The sequence below is a fragment of the Nonomuraea turkmeniaca genome (assembly GCF_005889735.1).
Taxonomy (GTDB): Bacteria; Actinomycetota; Actinomycetes; order Streptosporangiales; family Streptosporangiaceae; genus Nonomuraea; species Nonomuraea turkmeniaca.
This window is the reverse complement of sequence record NZ_VCKY01000022.1, coordinates 31,830-48,952: the sequence shown is the minus strand read 5'-3', so window position 1 is coordinate 48,952 and position 17,123 is coordinate 31,830. Positions and strand designations below refer to the sequence as shown.

General features: G+C 70.4%; 15 protein-coding genes. 5 read left to right on the top strand and 10 right to left on the bottom strand.

The genetic code is table 11. The features are described 5' to 3' along the window. Nucleotide 1: 1 nt before the first annotated feature. Genes ETD86_RS09360 through ETD86_RS09350 form a run of 3 tightly spaced genes read right to left on the bottom strand, consistent with a single transcriptional unit; the run spans nucleotide 2 to nucleotide 3,474 of the window. The gene (locus ETD86_RS09360; RefSeq protein WP_246147807.1) at nucleotides 2–766 is read right to left on the bottom strand and encodes a 3-oxoacyl-ACP reductase; all 765 of its coding nucleotides are present in this window, start codon (nucleotides 764–766) and stop codon (nucleotides 2–4) included. 6 nt (nucleotides 767–772) lie between these two features. Further along, nucleotides 773–2,113 (bottom strand): aldehyde dehydrogenase family protein, encoded by a 1,341-nt coding sequence (locus ETD86_RS09355; protein WP_138665709.1) that lies wholly within the window; start codon nucleotides 2,111–2,113, stop codon nucleotides 773–775. Between the two features lie 2 nt (nucleotides 2,114–2,115). Further along, nucleotides 2,116–3,474, bottom strand: a complete 1,359-nt coding sequence (locus tag ETD86_RS09350) for a glutamine synthetase family protein (protein ID WP_138665708.1) — start codon at nucleotides 3,472–3,474, stop codon at nucleotides 2,116–2,118. A 124-nt stretch (nucleotides 3,475–3,598) separates the two neighbouring features. Between ETD86_RS09350 and ETD86_RS09345 the strand changes: the two genes are divergently transcribed. Together ETD86_RS09345 and ETD86_RS09340 are read left to right on the top strand one after the other, a co-directional pair. Then, complete coding sequence (locus ETD86_RS09345; protein WP_138665707.1) at nucleotides 3,599–4,303, top strand: FadR/GntR family transcriptional regulator; 705 nt, start codon at nucleotides 3,599–3,601, stop codon at nucleotides 4,301–4,303. Between the two features lie 40 nt (nucleotides 4,304–4,343). Further along, nucleotides 4,344–5,099: a hypothetical protein gene (locus ETD86_RS09340; protein ID WP_138665706.1), complete on the top strand. Its 756-nt coding sequence runs from the start codon at nucleotides 4,344–4,346 to the stop codon at nucleotides 5,097–5,099. A 138-nt stretch (nucleotides 5,100–5,237) separates the two neighbouring features. Here the strand turns inward: ETD86_RS09340 and ETD86_RS09335 are convergent, their stop codons facing one another. From ETD86_RS09335 to ETD86_RS09315, 5 genes are all read right to left on the bottom strand, one after another. After that, entirely contained in the window at nucleotides 5,238–6,041 is an 804-nt protein-coding gene (locus ETD86_RS09335) for an SGNH/GDSL hydrolase family protein (protein WP_138665705.1), read from the bottom strand. Beyond that, entirely contained in the window at nucleotides 6,038–6,613 is a 576-nt protein-coding gene (locus ETD86_RS09330; RefSeq protein WP_138665704.1) for a PadR family transcriptional regulator, read from the bottom strand. The genes ETD86_RS09335 and ETD86_RS09330 overlap by 4 nt, the downstream gene beginning before the upstream one ends. A gap of 60 nt (nucleotides 6,614–6,673) precedes the next feature. After that, nucleotides 6,674–8,182 carry a nickel/cobalt transporter gene (locus ETD86_RS09325; RefSeq protein WP_246147806.1) on the bottom strand — a complete coding sequence of 503 codons (1,509 nt, stop codon included), beginning with the start codon at nucleotides 8,180–8,182 and terminating at the stop codon, nucleotides 6,674–6,676. Continuing rightward, on the bottom strand, nucleotides 8,179–9,381 hold the full coding sequence (locus tag ETD86_RS09320; protein ID WP_138665703.1) for a tetratricopeptide repeat protein: 1,203 nt from the start codon (nucleotides 9,379–9,381) through the stop codon (nucleotides 8,179–8,181). The genes ETD86_RS09325 and ETD86_RS09320 overlap by 4 nt, the downstream gene beginning before the upstream one ends. Before the next feature lie 153 nt (nucleotides 9,382–9,534). Beyond that, nucleotides 9,535–10,911 carry a DUF4331 domain-containing protein gene (locus ETD86_RS09315; protein ID WP_138665702.1) on the bottom strand — a complete coding sequence of 459 codons (1,377 nt, stop codon included), beginning with the start codon at nucleotides 10,909–10,911 and terminating at the stop codon, nucleotides 9,535–9,537. Between the two features lie 221 nt (nucleotides 10,912–11,132). Here ETD86_RS09315 and ETD86_RS09310 point away from each other — a divergent pair, with 221 nt between their 5' ends. Genes ETD86_RS09310 through ETD86_RS09300 form a run of 3 tightly spaced genes read left to right on the top strand, consistent with a single transcriptional unit; the run spans nucleotide 11,133 to nucleotide 15,436 of the window. Next, nucleotides 11,133–12,845, top strand: a complete 1,713-nt coding sequence (locus ETD86_RS09310; protein ID WP_138665701.1) for an ABC transporter ATP-binding protein — start codon at nucleotides 11,133–11,135, stop codon at nucleotides 12,843–12,845. Between the two features lie 38 nt (nucleotides 12,846–12,883). Continuing rightward, nucleotides 12,884–14,533, top strand: coding sequence for a urocanate hydratase (gene hutU, locus ETD86_RS09305; RefSeq protein WP_138665700.1), 1,650 nt, complete (start codon nucleotides 12,884–12,886; stop codon nucleotides 14,531–14,533). Nucleotides 14,534–14,590: 57 nt separating this feature from the next. Beyond that, a complete protein-coding gene (locus ETD86_RS09300) occupies nucleotides 14,591–15,436 on the top strand; it encodes a MurR/RpiR family transcriptional regulator (RefSeq protein ID WP_138665699.1) in 846 nt (281 codons plus the stop codon). Here the strand turns inward: ETD86_RS09300 and ETD86_RS09295 are convergent. Both ETD86_RS09295 and ETD86_RS09290 read right to left on the bottom strand, forming a co-directional pair. Beyond that, entirely contained in the window at nucleotides 15,416–16,165 is a 750-nt protein-coding gene (locus tag ETD86_RS09295; protein WP_138665698.1) for an ABC transporter permease, read from the bottom strand. The two genes, ETD86_RS09300 and ETD86_RS09295, sit on opposite strands and share 21 nt — an antisense overlap. Then, on the bottom strand, nucleotides 16,162–17,115 hold the full coding sequence (locus ETD86_RS09290; RefSeq protein WP_211369924.1) for an ATP-binding cassette domain-containing protein: 954 nt from the start codon (nucleotides 17,113–17,115) through the stop codon (nucleotides 16,162–16,164). The genes ETD86_RS09295 and ETD86_RS09290 overlap by 4 nt, the downstream gene beginning before the upstream one ends. Between the last annotated feature and the right edge of the window lie 8 nt (nucleotides 17,116–17,123).

Below are 17,123 nucleotides of genomic sequence, written 5' to 3'. Positions count from 1 at the left end.
CCTAGAGCGGCGTCACGTAGGCGCCGGAGATGCCGCCGTCCACCAGGAACTCGCTGGCCGTGATGAACGACGCGTCGTCGCTGGCCAGGAACGCCACCGCCGCTGCGATCTCCGTCGCCTCGGCGAAACGCCCCACAGGAACGTGCACCAGCCGCCGCTGCGCCCGCTCCGGATCCTTGGCGAACAACTCGCGCAGCAGCGGCGTGTTCACCGGCCCCGGGCAGAGCGCGTTCACCCTGATGCCCTCCCTGGCGAACTGCACGCCCAGCTCCCGCGACATCGCCAGCACCCCGCCCTTGGAGGCGGTGTAGGAGATCTGCGACGTCGCCGACCCCATCACCGCCACGAACGACGCCGTGTTGATGATCGAACCCTTCCCCTGCCGCCGCATGTACGGGATGACGTGCTTGCAGCACAGGTAGACGCTGGTCAGGTTGACCTCCTGGACGCGCCGCCAGGCGTCGATCCCGGTCTCCAGGATCGAGTCGTCGTCGGGCGGCGAGATGCCGGCGTTGTTGAAGGCGATGTCGACGCCGCCGTACGTGTCGTACGCCGTCCGGAACATCCGGACGACGTCGTCCTCGCTGGTCACGTCGGCCTTGACGAAGAGGCCGCCGACCTCGTTCGCGGCCTTGGCGCCCGCCTCCTCGTCGACGTCCACGCAGACGACCTTGGCACCCTCCTCGGCGAACCTGCGGGCCGTGGCCAGCCCGATGCCGCTGCCCGCGCCGGTGATGACCGCCACCCGATCCTGCAACCGCTGCACGATGTATCACTCCCAGGAGATGAAGACGTTCTTGGTCTCGGTGAACGCCGCCAGGGCGTCGGGGCCGAGCTCCCTGCCGAGGCCGGACTGCTTGAAGCCGCCGAAGGGGGTCCAGTAGCGGACGGAGGAGTTGGAGTTCACCGAGAGCGCGCCCGACTCGACGGCCCTGGCCACCCGCAGGGCCCGCCCGACGTCGCGGGTCCAGATGGAGCCGCTCAGTCCGTACGGGGTGTCGTTGGCGATCCTGACGGCGTCCGCCTCGTCCTTGAACGGCACCACCGACACCACGGGCCCGAAGATCTCCTCGGTGAACGCCCGGTCGGTGACGTCGGGAGTCAGCACGGTCGCCGGGTACCAGTAGCCCTTCCCCTGCGGGCACGTTCCCTGGAGGTAGGGGTCCTGGACGAAGCCGCGGACGCGTTCCAGGTGCTCGGCGCTGATCAGCGGGCCCATCTCGGTGCTCTCGTCGAGCGGGTCGCCGACCTTGACGGCCCGGACGGCGGGGACGAGGAGCGCCATGAACGCGTCGTACACGTCGGCCTGGACGAGCAGCCTGGAGCGGGCGCAGCAGTCCTGGCCGGCGTTGTCGAACACCGCGTAGGGCGCCGCCTTCGCCGCCTTCTCGAGATCCGCGTCCGCGAAGATGATGTTCGCCGACTTGCCGCCCAGCTCCAGCGTCACCCGTTTCACCTGCGCGGCCGCTTTGGCGGCGATCTCCTTGCCCACCTCGGTCGAGCCGGTGAACACGATCTTGGCCACGTCCGGGTGCTCGACCAGCCGGGCCCCCGCGACCTCCCCTGCCCCAGGCAGAACCTGGAGCACCCCCTCGGGGAGGCCCGCCGCCAGGGCCAGCTCCGCCAGCCTCAGCGCCGTCAGCGGAGTCCATTCCGCAGGCTTGACGATCACGGTGTTACCGGCCGCGAGCGCGGGGGCCACGCCCCACGACATGATCAGCATGGGGAAGTTCCATGGCACGATGACGCCCACGACACCCAGGGGCTCCTGGAACGTGATGTCCACGCCGCCGGGCACCGGGATCTGCTTGCCGTGGTCACGTTCGGGGGCGGCCGCGTAGAAGTGCAGGACGTCGCGTACGGCGCCGGCCTCCCACCTGGCGTTCGCGATCGGGTGCCCCGCGTTGGCCAGCTCCAGCCCCGCCAGCTCCTCACCGTGCTCGCCCACGAGGTCGGCGAAACGCCGCAGCAGCCGCGCCCGGTCGCCTGGCGTCACCTCCCGCCACGCCGGGTACGCCTTCCTGGCACGCTCCACCGCCCGGTCGACCTCGGCCGCGTCGGCCAGTTCGACCTCGGCGAGCACGTCTTCGGTCGCCGGATTAACGATCTTCATTCTCACATCCGTTCAAACCCGCGGAACAACTCCCAATCCGTCACCGCCGCGTCGAACGCGGCCAGTTCTACCCGTGCGTTGTTCGCGTAGTGCTCGACCACGTCCTCGCCGAACGCCACGCGGGCCAGCTTCGACCCCTCGAACAGGGCCAGCGCGTCGCGCAACGTGTGCGGCACGGTCTCGGCTCCGGAGGTGTAGGCGTTGCCCTCGAACGCGTCCTCCAGCGGCAGCTCGTTGTCGATCCCGTACAACCCGGCCGCGATCAGCGCCGACACCGCCAGGTAAGGGTTGACGTCGCCGCCGGGCACGCGGTTCTCCACACGCAGCGACAGGCCGTGGCCGACGAGGCGCAGCGCGCAGGTGCGGTTGTCGACGCCCCACTTGACGGCCGTGGGGGCGAAACTGCCGGGCACGTAGCGCTTGTAGGAGTTGATGTTGGGGGCGTACAGGAGGGTGAGCTCGCGCAGGCAGGCCTGCTGGCCGGCGATGAAGCGGGCGCCGAGCGGCGAGAGCCCGTACGGCCCTTCGCCCGCCATCACCGGGTCGCCATCCACAGTGCGCAGCGAGATGTGGATATGGCAGGAATTGCCCTCGCGCTGGTTCGGCTTGGCCATGAAGGTGATCGACTTGCCGTCCTGGGCGGCGATCTCCTTCGCGCCGTTCTTGTAGATGGCGTGGTTGTCGCAGGTCTTGAGCGCCTCGTCGTAGCGGAAGGCGATCTCGTGCTGGCCCAGGTTGCACTCGCCCTTGGCGGACTCGACGTACAGGCCGGCGCCTTCCATGCTCCGCCTGATGCGGCGCAGGAGCGGCTCGATGCGGGCGGTGCCGAGGAGGGAGTAGTCGACGTTGTAGAGGTTCGCGGGCGACATGTCGCGATAGGCGCGCTTCCAGGCGTCCTCGTAGCTGTCCTCGTAGACGCAGAACTCCAGCTCCGTGCCCACGTACGCGGCCAGGCCGCGCTCGGCCAGGCGGGTCAGCTGCTTGCGCAGGATCTGGCGGGGCGAGGCGGTCACGTCGCCGCCGCCCTCCCACGCCAGGTCCGCCATCAGCATCGCGGTCCCCTCCTGCCACGGCACCCGGCGCAGCGTCGCCAGGTCCGGCTTCATCACGAAGTCGCCGTACCCGCGGTCCCAGGACGACATCGCGTACCCGGCGACGGTGTTCATGTCCACGTCCACCGCGAGCAGGTAGTTGCAGCCCTCGGAGCCGTGGTGCAGCACCTCGTCGAGAAAGTAGCGCGCCGACAACCTCTTGCCCTGCAACCGGCCCTGCATGTCGGCGATCGCCAGCAGCACGGTGTCGATCCGCCCGGCGGCCACCTCGTCACGCAGCTCTCCGACGCTCAGGAACCCTTCGCTCACGTGACGTCGCTCCGATCTGGCCTAGCGCGCTTTCCCGTTGATTGGGCTAGTCTCAGACCATTGATGTGCATGCCGGGATCGCTTGTCAAGACCTGAGGACACGTTGGACGAGTCGGCGCGTTTGATGACGGTGTTGCGCCCGGTCAGGGCGGGCAACGCCTTCGAGGAGACCGTGGAACGGCTGCTCCAGGCCATCAAGCTGGGCGTGGTGGCGCCGGGCGACAAGCTGCCGGCGGAGCGCGAGCTGGCCGTACGGCTCGGCATCAGCAGGGTGACCCTCCGCGAGGCGATCCGCGCCCTGTCGGACGCGGGCTACCTGGATGTACGGCGGGGGCGGTATGGAGGGGCCTTCGTCACGTACGAGCCGCCCAAGCCCGACGCGGGCGACCTCCGGCAGGCCGTGGCGGAAATGGGCGTGGACGACCTCGCCGACGCGCTGACGTTCCGGCTGGCCGTGGAGTGCGGCGCGGCCCAGGTCCTGGCCGCCTCGGGGCTGACCGGCGAGAAGCGGGCCGACCTGCTCCGCAGGTTGTCGGAGCTGAACGAGGCGTCCCTGGAGGACTACCGCCGCCTCGACACGGCCTTCCACCTGTCCATCGCCGAGCTGACGGGCTCGACCCTGCTGGCCACGACCTGCGCCGACGCGCGGTCCCGGGTGAGCGACCTGCTGAACGCCATCCCGATGCTCCAGGTCAACCTGGACCACGCCGCCGTCCAGCACCAGGCCATCGTGGACGCCATCCTGGCCGGCGACCCAGACGCGGCGCGCCGGGCCATGACCGAGCACCTGGAGGGCACCGCCGCCCTTCTGCGAGGGTTCCTCTCCTGACGCGATCCCGGCAAGCGCCTCGTACCATCGTTCCTAAGTCATGGGGGATTGGTTTCAGCACGACATCGTCGCCACAGGACGGCTGCCGCTGTTCTGTTACTTCGTCACGCTCATCGTTGCCTTCATCGCCACGCGCATCAACGTGCGCCTGATCAGGGCGAAGGTCGGCTGGTTCCGCAACGTGAACGTGGGGGAGATGCACATCCACCACGTCGTGTTCGGCGTCATCCTGATGCTGATCGGCGGCGTGACCGGGCTCATCGTGTCGTCCGCCTCGCAGGCGGGGTACGTGGTCGCGGCCTGCGTGTTCGGTGTCGGGTCCGCGCTGGTGCTGGACGAGTTCGCGCTGATCCTGCACTTGCACGATGTGTACTGGGAGGAGGAAGGGCGCACGTCGGTCGACGCGGTCTTCATCGCCGTCGCCGTGACCGGCCTGCTGCTTATCGGCCTGCGTCCGTTGATATGGGACTACGGCACCTGGGTCAATCCCACCGCGCTGATCATCGCCAACCTGGTGCTGGCGGTGATCACACTGCTGAAGGGGAAGATCTGGACGGGCATGGCGGGGCTGTTCGTACCTCCCATGCTGCTGGTCGGGGCGATCCGCCTGGCGCGGCCCGGGTCGCCGTGGGCGCACTTGTTCTTCGCCAAGAAGTCGCCGCGCAAGATGGCGCGGGCGATCCATCGTGAGGAGAGGTGGCGGAGGCCGGTGATCCGGGCCAAGATCGCCTTCCAGGAGTTTCTCTCCGGGCGTCACGATCTGCCTTCCACACGACGTGGCCGTCGGCATAGTTGAGGTACGGCGCTTCCTTCCTGGTACGCGGGGCTGATGGAGAAGTCCCCGATTCCCTGGACGACCTCCCCAGCCCGGCTGAGGGCGCTGTGCCTCTGCCGCATGCGGTGTCGCCCGGGCAGCGGACGACGGCGACGTCGACTACGAGGCTGAGGACGTGCCCGATATCGACTGATCTTCGCGGATCACCGGTGTGAGCAGGGGGCGCTTGGCGGTGCGGCCGTCGCCTGAGGAGCGGCCGCGGAGACGGCGGCCGAACCACGGGCCCAGATACGCCGCCAGCCACCGCGCCTCCGTCGCCGCCAGCCGCCAGGCGGGCGGCGTGGGCAGCGGGGGCAGCGGAGCCATCCAGGTGTCGTCGCTGCCCGGCAACCCCAGGGCGTGCGCCACGGCGTCGGCGAACCTGGCATGGCCGGCCGGGCTCGCGTGCAGCCGATCGAAGCTCCACATCCTGGCGTCGGCGATGTACGCCAGCGGGAAGGTGTCGATCAGCGTGACCCCGTGACGGGCGGCGGCCGTGCGGATGCGGTCGTTGAAGTCGAGCAACCTGGGCACGAGCGGCCGGGCCAGCGGCGTGATTCTGGAGATGTCGGGGAAGGTCACGGTGACCACGTGGGCCCCGGCGCCGGTCAGGGCGGCGAACATGTCCTCGACCACGCCGGCCACCGCGGCGGGGTCGAAGCCGGGTCGGGTCACGTCGTTCATGCCCGCCATGACCGTGGCCAGGTCGGGGCGCAGCTCCAGGGCGGCCGGCAACTGCTCGTCGCGGATCTGGGCGGCCCGGCGGCCGCGGACGGCGAGGTTGGCGTAGAGCAACTCGGGATTGGCGCGGGCCAGGTGCTCGGCGACGCGGTCGGCCCAGCCGCGGTGGCCGCGGACGTCGTCGCCGTCGCCCAGGCCCTCGGTCTGGCTGTCGCCGAGCGCGACGTATCGGCTGTAGGTCATGAGGTCGTCCTTCCGGCGTGGGCGGCGCGCTCGCTCAGCGTCCGCGCGGTCTGCAGGCACCAATCGCGCATCTCCCGCTCCAGCCGGCATCCGGCCAGGCAGGACAGGTAGGGGCCGATGCGGCCCCCTTCTCGCAGGAACGTCGCCTCGTCCCGGTCGCCGCGCAGGCGCACCAGGGTCTGCTCGAAGGACGCCAGTTTGGCGGCGGCCTGCTCGGCCCGCTCCTGGAGTTGCGCGATCACCGGAGCCGGGTCGAGCACGTCCACGGCGTGGACCTTGACGGCCAGGTCCTCGCGAATGAGCAACGGCTTGGCCGGTGCCGCGGCGAAGGACGCCAGCTCCGCGACGCCGGCGTCGGTGACCTTGAACACTCGCTTGTTGGGGCGTCCTTGCTGGACGACCTCCCGGCCGGTCACCAGGCCTTCGGCTTCGAGCTTGGTCAGCTCGGCGTAGAGCTGCTGCGGGGCGGCGTACCAGAAGTTGGAGACGCCGACGTCGAAGATCTTGGTGAGCTGGTAGCCGCTGTACTGGCCGTCGAGCAGGGCCGCGAGGACGGCGTGTCGGAGGGCCATAGGCTAGTCATGCCCATGATTAGTCATGGACATGACTATAGGCCGGAGGCGGCCCTCACGCTAGAGGGCGATGACCGAGCGGAGGACGAGCCCCGTGCCCAGGAGCACGACCATCGTGGCCGTGCCGAGCGGGGCCAGGCCGGACACCTTGGCGGCCAGGCGGCGGCCGGCTGAGGCACGTTGTTCCAGGCGGTCCACCAGCTTGACCAGGAGCAGGCCGGTGATGGTGAGAGTCGCGGCCATGCCGATGCCGTAGGCGGTCACCAGCGCCACGCCGAACCAGGTGCGGCCGAGAGCGATCGCGCCGAGGAGGACGATCAAGGCTGATGGGCTGGGGACGAGGCCGCCGGCCACGCCGAGTCCGACAAGTCCGGCGCGCCGTCGCTTGCCCCGACCCTCGACCGCGTGCTCGTGCTCGTGTTCGTGCTTGTCCGGGTGCTCGTGCTCGTGGCCGTGCTCGTGGCCGTGGCCGTGGCCGTGGCCGTGCCCGTGGCCATGACTGTGGCCGTGGAGGGTGCCGTGGCGGGCGTTCAGGAGGAGGCGGAGGCCGATGACGGCGATCAAGGCGCCGCTGGCCACGCCCAGCCAGGCCAGCACCGACTCCCCGGCCAGCGCCGTGAACACGGTCAGCAGCAACCCCACCACCAGCACCCCGACCGTGTGCGTGGCCGTCACCGTCGCGCCCACCACGACCGCGTCGCGCGGACGGCCGCGCCGCCCGGCCAGGTACGCGGCCATGATGGTCTTGCCGTGCCCGGGGATCAGCGCGTGCCCGGCGCCCAGCACCACGGCCAGCCCGACGGCCAGCAGTCCGAGCGGCACCGTCAGCGAGTCCGAGCCGACCAGTTGGGTGAACGTCCGGTCCAGGGCGGTCAGCGCGTCGCCGATGGGCCTGCCGATCTCGACTCCACCGGGCACGGCCGCGCCACCGCCGCCGTCCGAGGCGCCCGGGGCCGACAGGCCAGCGCCCAGGCGGGACACGGTCAGCGTGGCCGTGCGCTGGTCGAGCGGGTCGGACAGCAGGTCGTCCGGGTACGCCCGCAGCTCCCGACTCACGCTCACGGCTGGCACCGACGAGCGCGTCAGGCGCACCCCGTCCCCGACGGCGGTGATCTCCCGCCAGCCGATCCTGTCCTGCTCGAACCCGTCGTTGAACTCCACGGCACCCGAAGCGCGGACCGCGGCGACGAGCCGGCAGGTCAGCCGGCTGATCTCGAGACCCCCTTCGCCGGGCGCGTAGGCGAACTCGGAGCCCGCCACCCGCCACGGCACCGCCCTGCCCGCGACCACGAGCCGCTGGGCAGCGGCGAGCGCGGCGCAGCGGCGGGCCGCGTACCCGGCGTTCACCTGCGGCTTGGCCTGCAGGGTCGGCAGCTCGGCCAGGTCCACGACGGCGAGGTTGCGCACCTCGGAGGGGGTGATCCGCAGGCCGTTGTAGTGGTTGACGGTGAACTTGCCCATCGGGTGTGACGACGACGCCTGGGCCGCGCCGGGCAGCAGGACGCCCGCGCACAGGGACAGCAGCAGGGCCGCCACGGCGGACAGCAGGCCGAGCCGGACCGGTCTCATGAGAACCTCGCGAGGGCGGACAGTGACGGATCGAAGCCGGGGTCGATGCGCATCGAGCGGCCGAGAGCCTGCTCGATCTTGGCGCGGTGATAGCTGAGCAGCGGGTTCCGCCAGCCGGTGGAGGTGGCCTTCTTCGCGTACGGCAGCGCCTCCTCCGGCTGGCCCGCCTTGTACAGGGACCAGGCGAGGGCGTCGGCGGCGACGGGGTTGGAGTTGCGGTCGTACTCGGCCCTGGCGTGCTTCACGGCCTGCTGCGGGTCCCCGTGGTCGGACTCGAACTCGGCCCACGTCAGGTGGTCCCGCACGCCCGCGGACTCGAAGAGTCGCCGCTGTGCCTTGAGCAGCGTCCAGTCAGGCTGCTGCCCGGCCTTGAGCTGGGTCTCGCCCTGCTCGATGAGGTATTGGGGGAGCGGGAGCCGTTCGACCACCCGCTCGTAGATGCCGAGCGCCTCGGTCAGGCGGCCGCCGAGCGCCGCCGCCTTGGCCTGGCCCGCGAGGGCCGGCGTGTAGGCGGGGTAGGCCTGCAGGGCCTTGGTGTACCAGTCGTTCGCGGTGGCCAGATCGCCGGAGTGAAGCGCCAGCTCGCCCAGGTAGTAGCGGGCGTAGGCGACGTCGGCGGGCAGCCACGCGTCCTTGTGCGCGTACTCCAGGTACTTGCGGGCACCGTCCACGTCGCCGCGCAGCTCGGCGGCGTACGAGGCGCGGGCGAACGCCGCCACCCCCGGGCGCAGGTCCAGCATCTTGGCCACCGCCCGCTCGGCGCCGCGCAGGTCCCCGAGCTGGGTCTTGGCGTCCGCCAGCACGCCGTAGGCCGCGGCCGAGTACGGGTTGGCGTCGAGAGCACGCTGGGCCAGCCGTACCGCGTCGGAGAACTCGTGGCGGCCCGCCGCCAGGGCGGCCTGGCCCGCGAGCACCGCGTCGTCGCCGGCCCTCAGCTTGGCGGCGGTGTCGAGCGCGCCCTCGGCCTTGGCGTAGTACGACGGGTCGCCGGTGATCCTGGCCTGGTCCACGTACTGGGAGGCGAGCTCCGCCCAGCCCCGGTAATCGCCGGGCAGGCGCTTGAGCCGCTCCTGGAGGGTCTCGGTGTAGGGCTTGGCCGCCGCGGCAGGCTCGGGCGCGGGCGTCACGGAGAAGGAGACGATCGTAAAGATCATTGCCCCGATGAGGGCGAATCCGGCGAATGTCGCGAGGGTGCGCATGTCGAAGGCTCCAGAGCTGGATGTCGGGCCGGCCGGCCGTGACGGGGAGCACGGCCGGCCGGCCCTCTCTGTGGCGGCAGACGATGGGAGACGGGAGTCTGCCGCCGGGGTGGACCGGCCGGTTCGGAGAGAGAGGGAACCGGCCGGTCGGGTCTAGCGCTGGTTCACAGCGACGTTGCTGGGCAGCGGGATGTACGGGAACGACTGCCCGAACGGCTTGTCGTTCCTGTCCACCTTGTCCGTCAGGCCGGGCACGAGCTTGCCGGACTGCGCGGCGCCGGCCACGGCCTGCAGCTCGATGTCCACGACGTCGTCGCCGAGGCGGCGGCCGTTCGGGAAGCCCTGCAGGTCACCGGCCAGGACGCCGAGCCTGTTCGGGTCCTTGGAGGGCGGGATCGACATGTTGAGCCGCAACTGCTCGGAGGGGCGCAGCTTGCCCGCGTCCTTGTTGAGCACCTGCGAGTTCAGGTCGGCCTTGATCGGGCCGTTCTGCTTGGCGATGCCGGTCAGGAAGATCTCGACCAGGTCGTTACGCGGGGTCGCGGGGGCCTTGATCCCGTAGATGGCCTCGAGCAGCCTCGCGACCTCGGGGTCGGTGACCCGCTTGACCAGCGCGTCCACGTCGGCGTCCTTCGACGGGTCCAGGGCGTTGTAGGCGTCCTTGAGCCCGGCGGGCGAGACGACCTCGTTCACCAGCGGGTTGCACAGGCGCGAGACCTGGACGAACCTGCTGCCGTTGAACTTGTCGGTCGTCGAGCAGATGCCGATCACCGGGTTGCGCGTGGGGTCGCCCTTGAGCGCCAGGTCCTTCTGGGGCACCTGCAGGCCGATCGTGTTGACGTTGTAGCCCCTGGTGGTGTCCTGGCCGACCTCGGACAGGTTGCCGCCGTAGAGCAGGTCGAACACGCGCAGGTCCAGGAAGAACGCCTCGTCCGACTGGCCGGCGAAGGTCTTGCCGCCGTTCGGCAGGTTCTTGATGGACTGGGCGCGCAGGGTGCCGTAGTCGGGCATGGAGGCCGGGCCGACGTTGCTCGGCGCGGCGATGCCGTCGGAGACCAGCGTCTGGGTGCCGCCCGGCGTGATGCGCTTGAGCGTGTAGCGCTGGCGGAAGAGCAGGTTGGGGTCGTTCAGCGAGGTGACGGGGCCGTTGTTGTACAGGAACGTGGTGTTGCCGCGCTTGTCCTCGTCGCGGAACGTCCACTGGTAGGTGATGTCGGTCTTCGCGTCACCGTCGTTGTCGATCTTGATGTTGTACCGCGCGCGGGTGTTCCACGGGTAGAAGTTGGGGCCGCCGTTGGGCTCCTGGAAGCCGTTCCAGTTGGCCAGCAGGGTCACCGAGTCGGGCTTGTCGGGGCTGACGAACGCGTACACGTCGGTGTTGTCGTGCTGCGGGTCACCCGCGATCATGGGAGCCTCGCGGTGCGAGGAAGCGATGCCGGAGTCGGTACGGAGCACGGCCAACGACGACGCGGCAACCGCTGCGGCGAGGCCAAGTCCGACAAGAGCGCGCCGGTTGATCCGGAGCTCCATTTTCGGTCCTTTCGAAGGGCTGATCGGTTGGTGCGAGGTTCCGGCCGGGTTCCTCGACGCCCTATTCGTCCGCGGGCCGCATCCGGATGTCGGTCTCCTCCTCAAGGATGAGGGTCAACCAAAGTTGACATACTTAGGTCGTCAATTTAGGTTGACCGGTGTGGATTTCGCGGTCTCGTTCGTTGGAGCAGATCGAGCTTTGTGATGTCGAGACGGGAGATATGATGATCAAGGAGCTGCTCGCCTACGTGCGGCCGCACCGGAAGGTCCTGCTCGTGGGCGGGGTGCTGAGCTTGATCGGCTCGGCGGCCGGGTTATCGATGCCGTTGCTGGCCAAGTACGTCGTGGACGCCTTCGGCGGAGCCGGATCCATGGCCGGGCCGCTGCTGGGGTTAACCGCGGCGGTGCTGATCGGTGCCGTCGTGTCGGCCGGCGGCAGCTACTTGATGGAGCGCACCGGCGAGGGGATCGTGCTCGGCGCCCGGCGCAGGCTCGTGGACCGGATGCTCCGGCTCAGGGTCGCCGACGTGGACCGGCTCAAGCCCGGCGACCTGCTGTCGCGGGTGACCGGTGACACGACGTTGCTGCGCTCGGTGCTGACCAACGGCATCGTCGAGTCGGTCGGCGCGGCGTTCATGCTGGTCGGAGCCATCATCATGATGGCGGCCATGGACGGCGTGCTGCTGCTGATCACGCTGCTCGTGATCGTGGTGATCGGCGGGCTCGTCGCGCTCATCATGCCGAAGATCCAGCGGGCGCAGTCGCAGGCCCAGGAGGCCGTGGGCGAGATGGGCGCGGTGCTGGACCGGGCGCTGCAGGCGTACCGGACCGTCAAGGCGAGCGGCGCGGAAGAGCGGGAGATCGCCGTGGTCGGCGACGCGGCGGTGCGGGCCCGCGACCGGGGGCTGCAGGTGGCCGGGTGGACGTCGCTGGCCGGGGTGGCGACGTGGATGGCGGTGCAGATCGCGTTCCTGTGCGTGCTGGCGGTCGGCGGAGCCAGGGTCGCGTCGGGCACGCTGGAGGTGTCGTCGCTGATCGCGTTCCTGCTCTACCTGTTCTACCTGGTGCCGCCGATCGGGCAGCTCGTCCAGGGCGGGGTCCAGCTCCAGCAGGGGCTGGCCGCGATGAAGCGCATCAAGGAGATCGAGGAGCTTCCGGCCGAGCCCGCTGAGCCGGTCGTGGTGGCGGGCGCGGTCGAGCCGATCGGGGTCACGTTCCAGGATGTGGTGTTCCGGTACGGCGAGGACCGTCCCCTCGTCCACGACGGGGTCAGCTTCGAGGTGCCGCCCGGCGGGCTGACCGCGCTGGTGGGGCCGTCGGGGGCGGGCAAGTCCACGGTCTTCGGCCTGCTCGAACGCTTCTACGAGCAGCAGGACGGGAAGATCGTGATCGGCGGGCGGGACATCCGCGACTGGCCGATCGGCGAGTTGCGCGCCGCGCTCGGGTACGTCGAGCAGGACGCCCCCGTGCTGGCCGGCAGCCTCCGCGAGAACCTGCTCTTCGCCGCCCAGGACGCCACCGAGGAGGAGTTGCGCCGCGCCATCGCCCGCACCAGGCTCGACGACCTGGTGGGCAGGCTGCCCGAAGGGCTGGAGACGGCGGTCGGGCACCGCGGCGTGCTGCTGTCCGGCGGCGAGCGGCAGCGGGTCGCCATCGCCCGGGCGCTGCTGCGCAAGCCCAGGCTGCTGCTGCTCGACGAGGCGACCTCCCAGCTCGACGCGGTCAACGAGATGCGGCTGCGCGAGGTCATCGCCGAGGTCGCCACGGAGACGACCGTGCTGGTCATCGCGCACCGGCTGTCCACGGTCACGAACGCCGACCGGATCGTGGTCATGGAGGCGGGCAGCGTACGGGCGGTCGGCACCCACGACGAGCTCGTCGGCGCGGACTCCCTGTACCGGGAGCTGGCGGCCACCCAGTTCCTGGTGAGTTAGTCTCTTCGTGAATGAGTCCATTCACGAAGGGGCCCGCCATGACCAGGACCGTTCGCGCGCCGCGAGGCACCACGATCACCGCCAAGGGCTGGCCGCAGGAGGCCGCCCTGCGCATGATCCAGAACAATCTCGATCCCGAGGTGGCCGAGCATCCCGAGCAACTCGTCGTGTACGGGGGATCCGGCAAGGCGGCGCGCGACTGGCCCTCCTTCGACGCGATCGTCAGGACGCTGACGACGCTGGAGGGCGATGAGACCCTGCTCGTGCAGTCCGGGCGGCCCGTGGGCGTGTTCCGGACGCACGAATGGGCGCCGCGCGTGCTGATCGCCAACTCCAACCTGGTGCCCGACTGGGCCAACTGGGAGGAGTTCCGGCGGCTGGAGGCGGCCGGGCTCACCATGTACGGGCAGATGACCGCCGGGTCGTGGATCTACATCGGCACGCAGGGCATCCTGCAGGGCACGTACGAGACGTTCGCGGCCGTCGCCGCCAAGCGGTTCGGCGGGACGCTCGCCGGGACGATCACGCTGACGGCGGGACTGGGCGGGATGGGCGGCGCCCAGCCGCTGGCCGTCACCATGAACGGCGGGGTGGCCATCTGCGTCGACTGCGACCCGCGCTCGGTCGCCCGCCGCATCGAGCACCGCTACCTCGACGTCGAGGCCGCCTCGCCCGAGGAGGCGCTGCGGCTGGCGTACGAGGCCCGCGACGCGCGGCGGCCGCTGTCGATCGGGGTCGTGGGCAACGCCGCCGACGTCGTGCCCGCGTTGCTGGCCCGCGGGGCCGAGATCGACATCGTGACCGACCAGACCTCCGCTCATGATCCGCTGATGTACCTGCCGCTCGGGGTCGCCTTCGAGGACATGGCCGCGTCGCGGGAGAAGGACCCCGCCGGGTTCACCGAGCGGGCCCGTGCCTCGATGGCGCGGCATGTGGAGGCCATGGTCGGGTTCAAGGACGCGGGGGCCGAGGTCTTCGACTACGGCAACTCCATCAGGGGCGAGGCGCGGCTGGCCGGGTACGCGCGGGCCTTCGACTTCCCCGGGTTCGTGCCCGCGTACATCAGGCCGCTGTTCTGCGAGGGGAAGGGGCCGTTCCGGTGGGCGGCGCTCAGCGGCGACCCCGCCGACATCGCCGCCACCGATCGGGCCATCCTGGAGCTCTTCCCCGAGAACGAGGCGCTCAGCCGGTGGATCAGGAAGGCCCGGGAGAAGGTGCACTTCCAAGGGTTGCCGGCGCGGATCTGCTGGCTGGGCTACGGCGAGCGCAACCTGGCCGGGGAGCGCTTCAACGACATGGTGGCGTCGGGCGAGCTTCAGGCGCCGATCGTGATCGGGCGGGATCATCTGGACAGCGGGTCCGTCGCGTCGCCGTACCGTGAGACGGAGGCCATGGCGGACGGGTCGGACGCGATCGCGGACTGGCCGCTGCTGAACGCGATGCTCAACACGGCGTCCGGGGCCGCCTGGGTGTCGATCCACCATGGGGGTGGGGTCGGGATCGGGCGGTCCATCCACTCCGGCCAGGTGACGGTGGCCGACGGCACCGCCTTGGCCGGGGAGAAGCTGAACCGGGTCCTCACCAATGACCCCGGGACGGGGGTCATGCGGCACGTGGACGCCGGCTACGACCGCGCCGCCGAGGTCGCCGACGCCCGCGGTGTCCGCATCCCGATGCGGGAGTCCTGACGCACCCGCCGGGGCCAGCCGGGATGAGAATGCCGGGCAGACAACGTTGGAGGTGGCGTGGCGGACGGATATCACGGTGGGCTCGGTGTGCTGCTGGACGGCCGGAGGTTGTCGCCCGTCCAGCGCAGGATCGCGCACTATCTCAGCGAGCACCTGGACGAAGCGATCTTCCAGTCCAGCGTCGAGCTGGCCGAGCGGGCCGGAGTCAGCCAGCCGTCGGTGACCAGGTTCGCCATGGTGCTCGGTTTCGCCGGATACCCCGAGCTACGTCAGGCACTGCGGCCACTCGTGCTGGGCGGCGGCGACGCAGGAGCGGTGGCCCAGCCGCAGGAGAGCCTGCTGCGCGGCGCCATCGACTGTGAGATCCGCAACCTGGCCCTGGTCCGGGAGCGACTGGCGGCGTTCCCGCTCAAGGAGCTGGGCGAGCAACTGGCCGCCACCGAGCCCCTGCCCGTCCTGGGCCTGCGGGTCTCCTGCGGTCTTGCCACCACGTTCGCCTACTATGCCCGCCGCATCCACCCCGACGTACGGCTGCTCACCCACGGCGGGTCGGAGCTGGCCGACGGGCTGCACGCGGCGCGGCGGGCCGGGGCGGAATGGCTGGTGGCCGTGGTGCTGCCGCGTTACCCCAGGGAGGCGGTGCAGGCCCTGGAGTACGCGGAGAAGCTCGGCCTCAGGGTGGCGGCGATCACCGACAAGCCGGACTTCCCCGCCGAGGTGGTGCTGGACGCGCCCGTCAGCGACCGGCTCGTGTTCGACTCGCACGCGGCGCCGCTGGCCCTGGCCATGGCCCTGGTGGAGGCCATGGCGGACGCGGCGCCGCTCCGTACGCAGGCCCGGCTCGAGGAGTACGAGCGGATGACCGACGAGACCGGGACGTTCCTACCCGGCGATCTTCCGTAGCGACCGCATCGACCAGATCGTGGTGAGCACCGCCAGCCCGATGAACACGGCGAACGCGATCGGGATCGACGTGTCCGCCAGCCGCCCGGCGAACAACGCCCGCCCCGCCTCGACCGCGTGGTAGAGCGGGTTGATCGGCGCGATCGCCTTCATCCAGTCGGGCGCGAAGGAGATCGGCACGAACAACCCCGCCAGCAGCATGATCGGCAGCATGAACAGGTTGAGCGTCTGCGACATGCCGTTCTCGTCCCGTACGGTCAGCGCCAGCCCTTGCGACAATCCTGACGCGAACAGCCCGGTCGCGGCCATGAGCAGCAGCACGAGCACCAGCTCGACGGCCCCGATGCGGACGCCCATCGCGATGGCCACGACCAGCACCAGGATCGCCTGGCACACCAGCACGATCATGTCCTTGGCGACCCGCCCGAGCACGATGGCCGGGCGCCAGGCGGGGCTGACGGCGTACCGTTCGAGCGAGCCGTTGCGCAGCTCGGCGATCAGGCCGAACCCGGAGAACAACGACCCGAAGACCGCGATCATCATCATCGCCGCCGGCGTGAACATGCGGAGTGCCTCCTCCGTCGAGCCGCCGGGCGTCATGGTCTTCAGCAGCGGTGCGAACATCACCAGGTAGAGCACCGGCTGCAGGATGCCGAAGAGCGGCCAGACCGGGTTGCTGAACGACTTCTTCAGCTCGTAGCCGGTGAAGAGGGCGGTGTGGCGGATCATGCGGCGGCTCCGGTGTCACGCAGCGAACGGCCCGTCTTGGCCAGGAACACGTCGTCGAGCGTGGAGCGGTCGAGCGCGATCGAGCTGAGCTTGACGCCCTGCTCCTCCAGCGCCCGCAGCAGCGCGGGCAGCGTGTGCTCGCCGTCGTCCACGTAGACGCGCAGCAGGTCGTCGTCGAGGCGGGTCTCGCGGGCCAGCGGGCCGAGCGTCTCGGCCGCCCGCGCGTGATCGTCGACCCTGAGCGTGATCACGTCGCCGGAGACCTCACGCTTGAGCTCGGCGGGGGTGCCCTCGGCCACGACCTGGCCGTGGTCGACGATCATCAGCCGGTCGCACAACACGTCTGCCTCGTCCAGGTAGTGGGTGCTGAGCAGCACGCTGGTGCCCGCCTCGCGGAGCTGCTCGATGCGCTCCCACAGGTTGGCCCGGTTCTGCGGGTCCAGGCCCGTGGTGGGCTCGTCGAGGAACAGCAGCGGCGGATTGTGCACCAGGCCGATCGCGATGGCGACCCGCCGCTTCTGGCCGCCGGAGAGCGTACGGCCGGGGCGGTCGGCGATCTCGGTGAGGTCGAAGCGCTCCAGCACCTCGGCCGTCGCCCGTGCCGGATCGGGGATGGCGTGGATCTTGGCGGCCATCATGATCTGGGCCCTCGCGCTGGTGGTGTCCTCCACCCCGCCGGCCTGGCTGACGTACCCGAGCTGGCGCCGGACGGCGGCGGGCTCCTTCAGCAGGTCGTGTCCCGCGATCAGGGCCGTGCCGGCGTCGGGGGCGATCAGCGTGGCGAGCATCCTGATCGTGGTCGTCTTGCCCGCGCCGTTGGGCCCGAGCACGCCGAAGATCTGGCCCTTCTCGACCTGGAGGTCGACGCCGCGCACGGCCTCGACGGTCTGCGGGCCCTTGCGGCTTCTCGTGGTGAACGTCTTCTTTAAGTCGTGCGCCTCGATGATCAAACGTGACT

Bases quoted from the DNA above. Each gene is read 5' to 3' on its own strand.
- ETD86_RS09325 (WP_246147806.1), bottom strand. From the start codon at position 8,182: ATGAGACCGGTCCGGCTCGGCCTGCTGTCCGCCGTGGCGGCCCTGCTG.
- ETD86_RS09340 (WP_138665706.1), top strand. From the start codon at position 4,344: ATGGGGGATTGGTTTCAGCACGACATCGTCGCCACAGGACGGCTGCCG.
- ETD86_RS09315 (WP_138665702.1), bottom strand. From the start codon at position 10,911: ATGGAGCTCCGGATCAACCGGCGCGCTCTTGTCGGACTTGGCCTCGCC.
- ETD86_RS09335 (WP_138665705.1), bottom strand. From the start codon at position 6,041: ATGACCTACAGCCGATACGTCGCGCTCGGCGACAGCCAGACCGAGGGC.
- ETD86_RS09310 (WP_138665701.1), top strand. From the start codon at position 11,133: ATGATGATCAAGGAGCTGCTCGCCTACGTGCGGCCGCACCGGAAGGTC.
- ETD86_RS09345 (WP_138665707.1), top strand. From the start codon at position 3,599: ATGACGGTGTTGCGCCCGGTCAGGGCGGGCAACGCCTTCGAGGAGACC.
- ETD86_RS09330 (WP_138665704.1), bottom strand. From the start codon at position 6,613: ATGGCCCTCCGACACGCCGTCCTCGCGGCCCTGCTCGACGGCCAGTAC.
- ETD86_RS09320 (WP_138665703.1), bottom strand. From the start codon at position 9,381: ATGCGCACCCTCGCGACATTCGCCGGATTCGCCCTCATCGGGGCAATG.
- ETD86_RS09355 (WP_138665709.1), bottom strand. From the start codon at position 2,113: ATGAAGATCGTTAATCCGGCGACCGAAGACGTGCTCGCCGAGGTCGAA.
- hutU (WP_138665700.1), top strand. From the start codon at position 12,884: ATGACCAGGACCGTTCGCGCGCCGCGAGGCACCACGATCACCGCCAAG.
- ETD86_RS09295 (WP_138665698.1), bottom strand. From the start codon at position 16,165: ATGATCCGCCACACCGCCCTCTTCACCGGCTACGAGCTGAAGAAGTCG.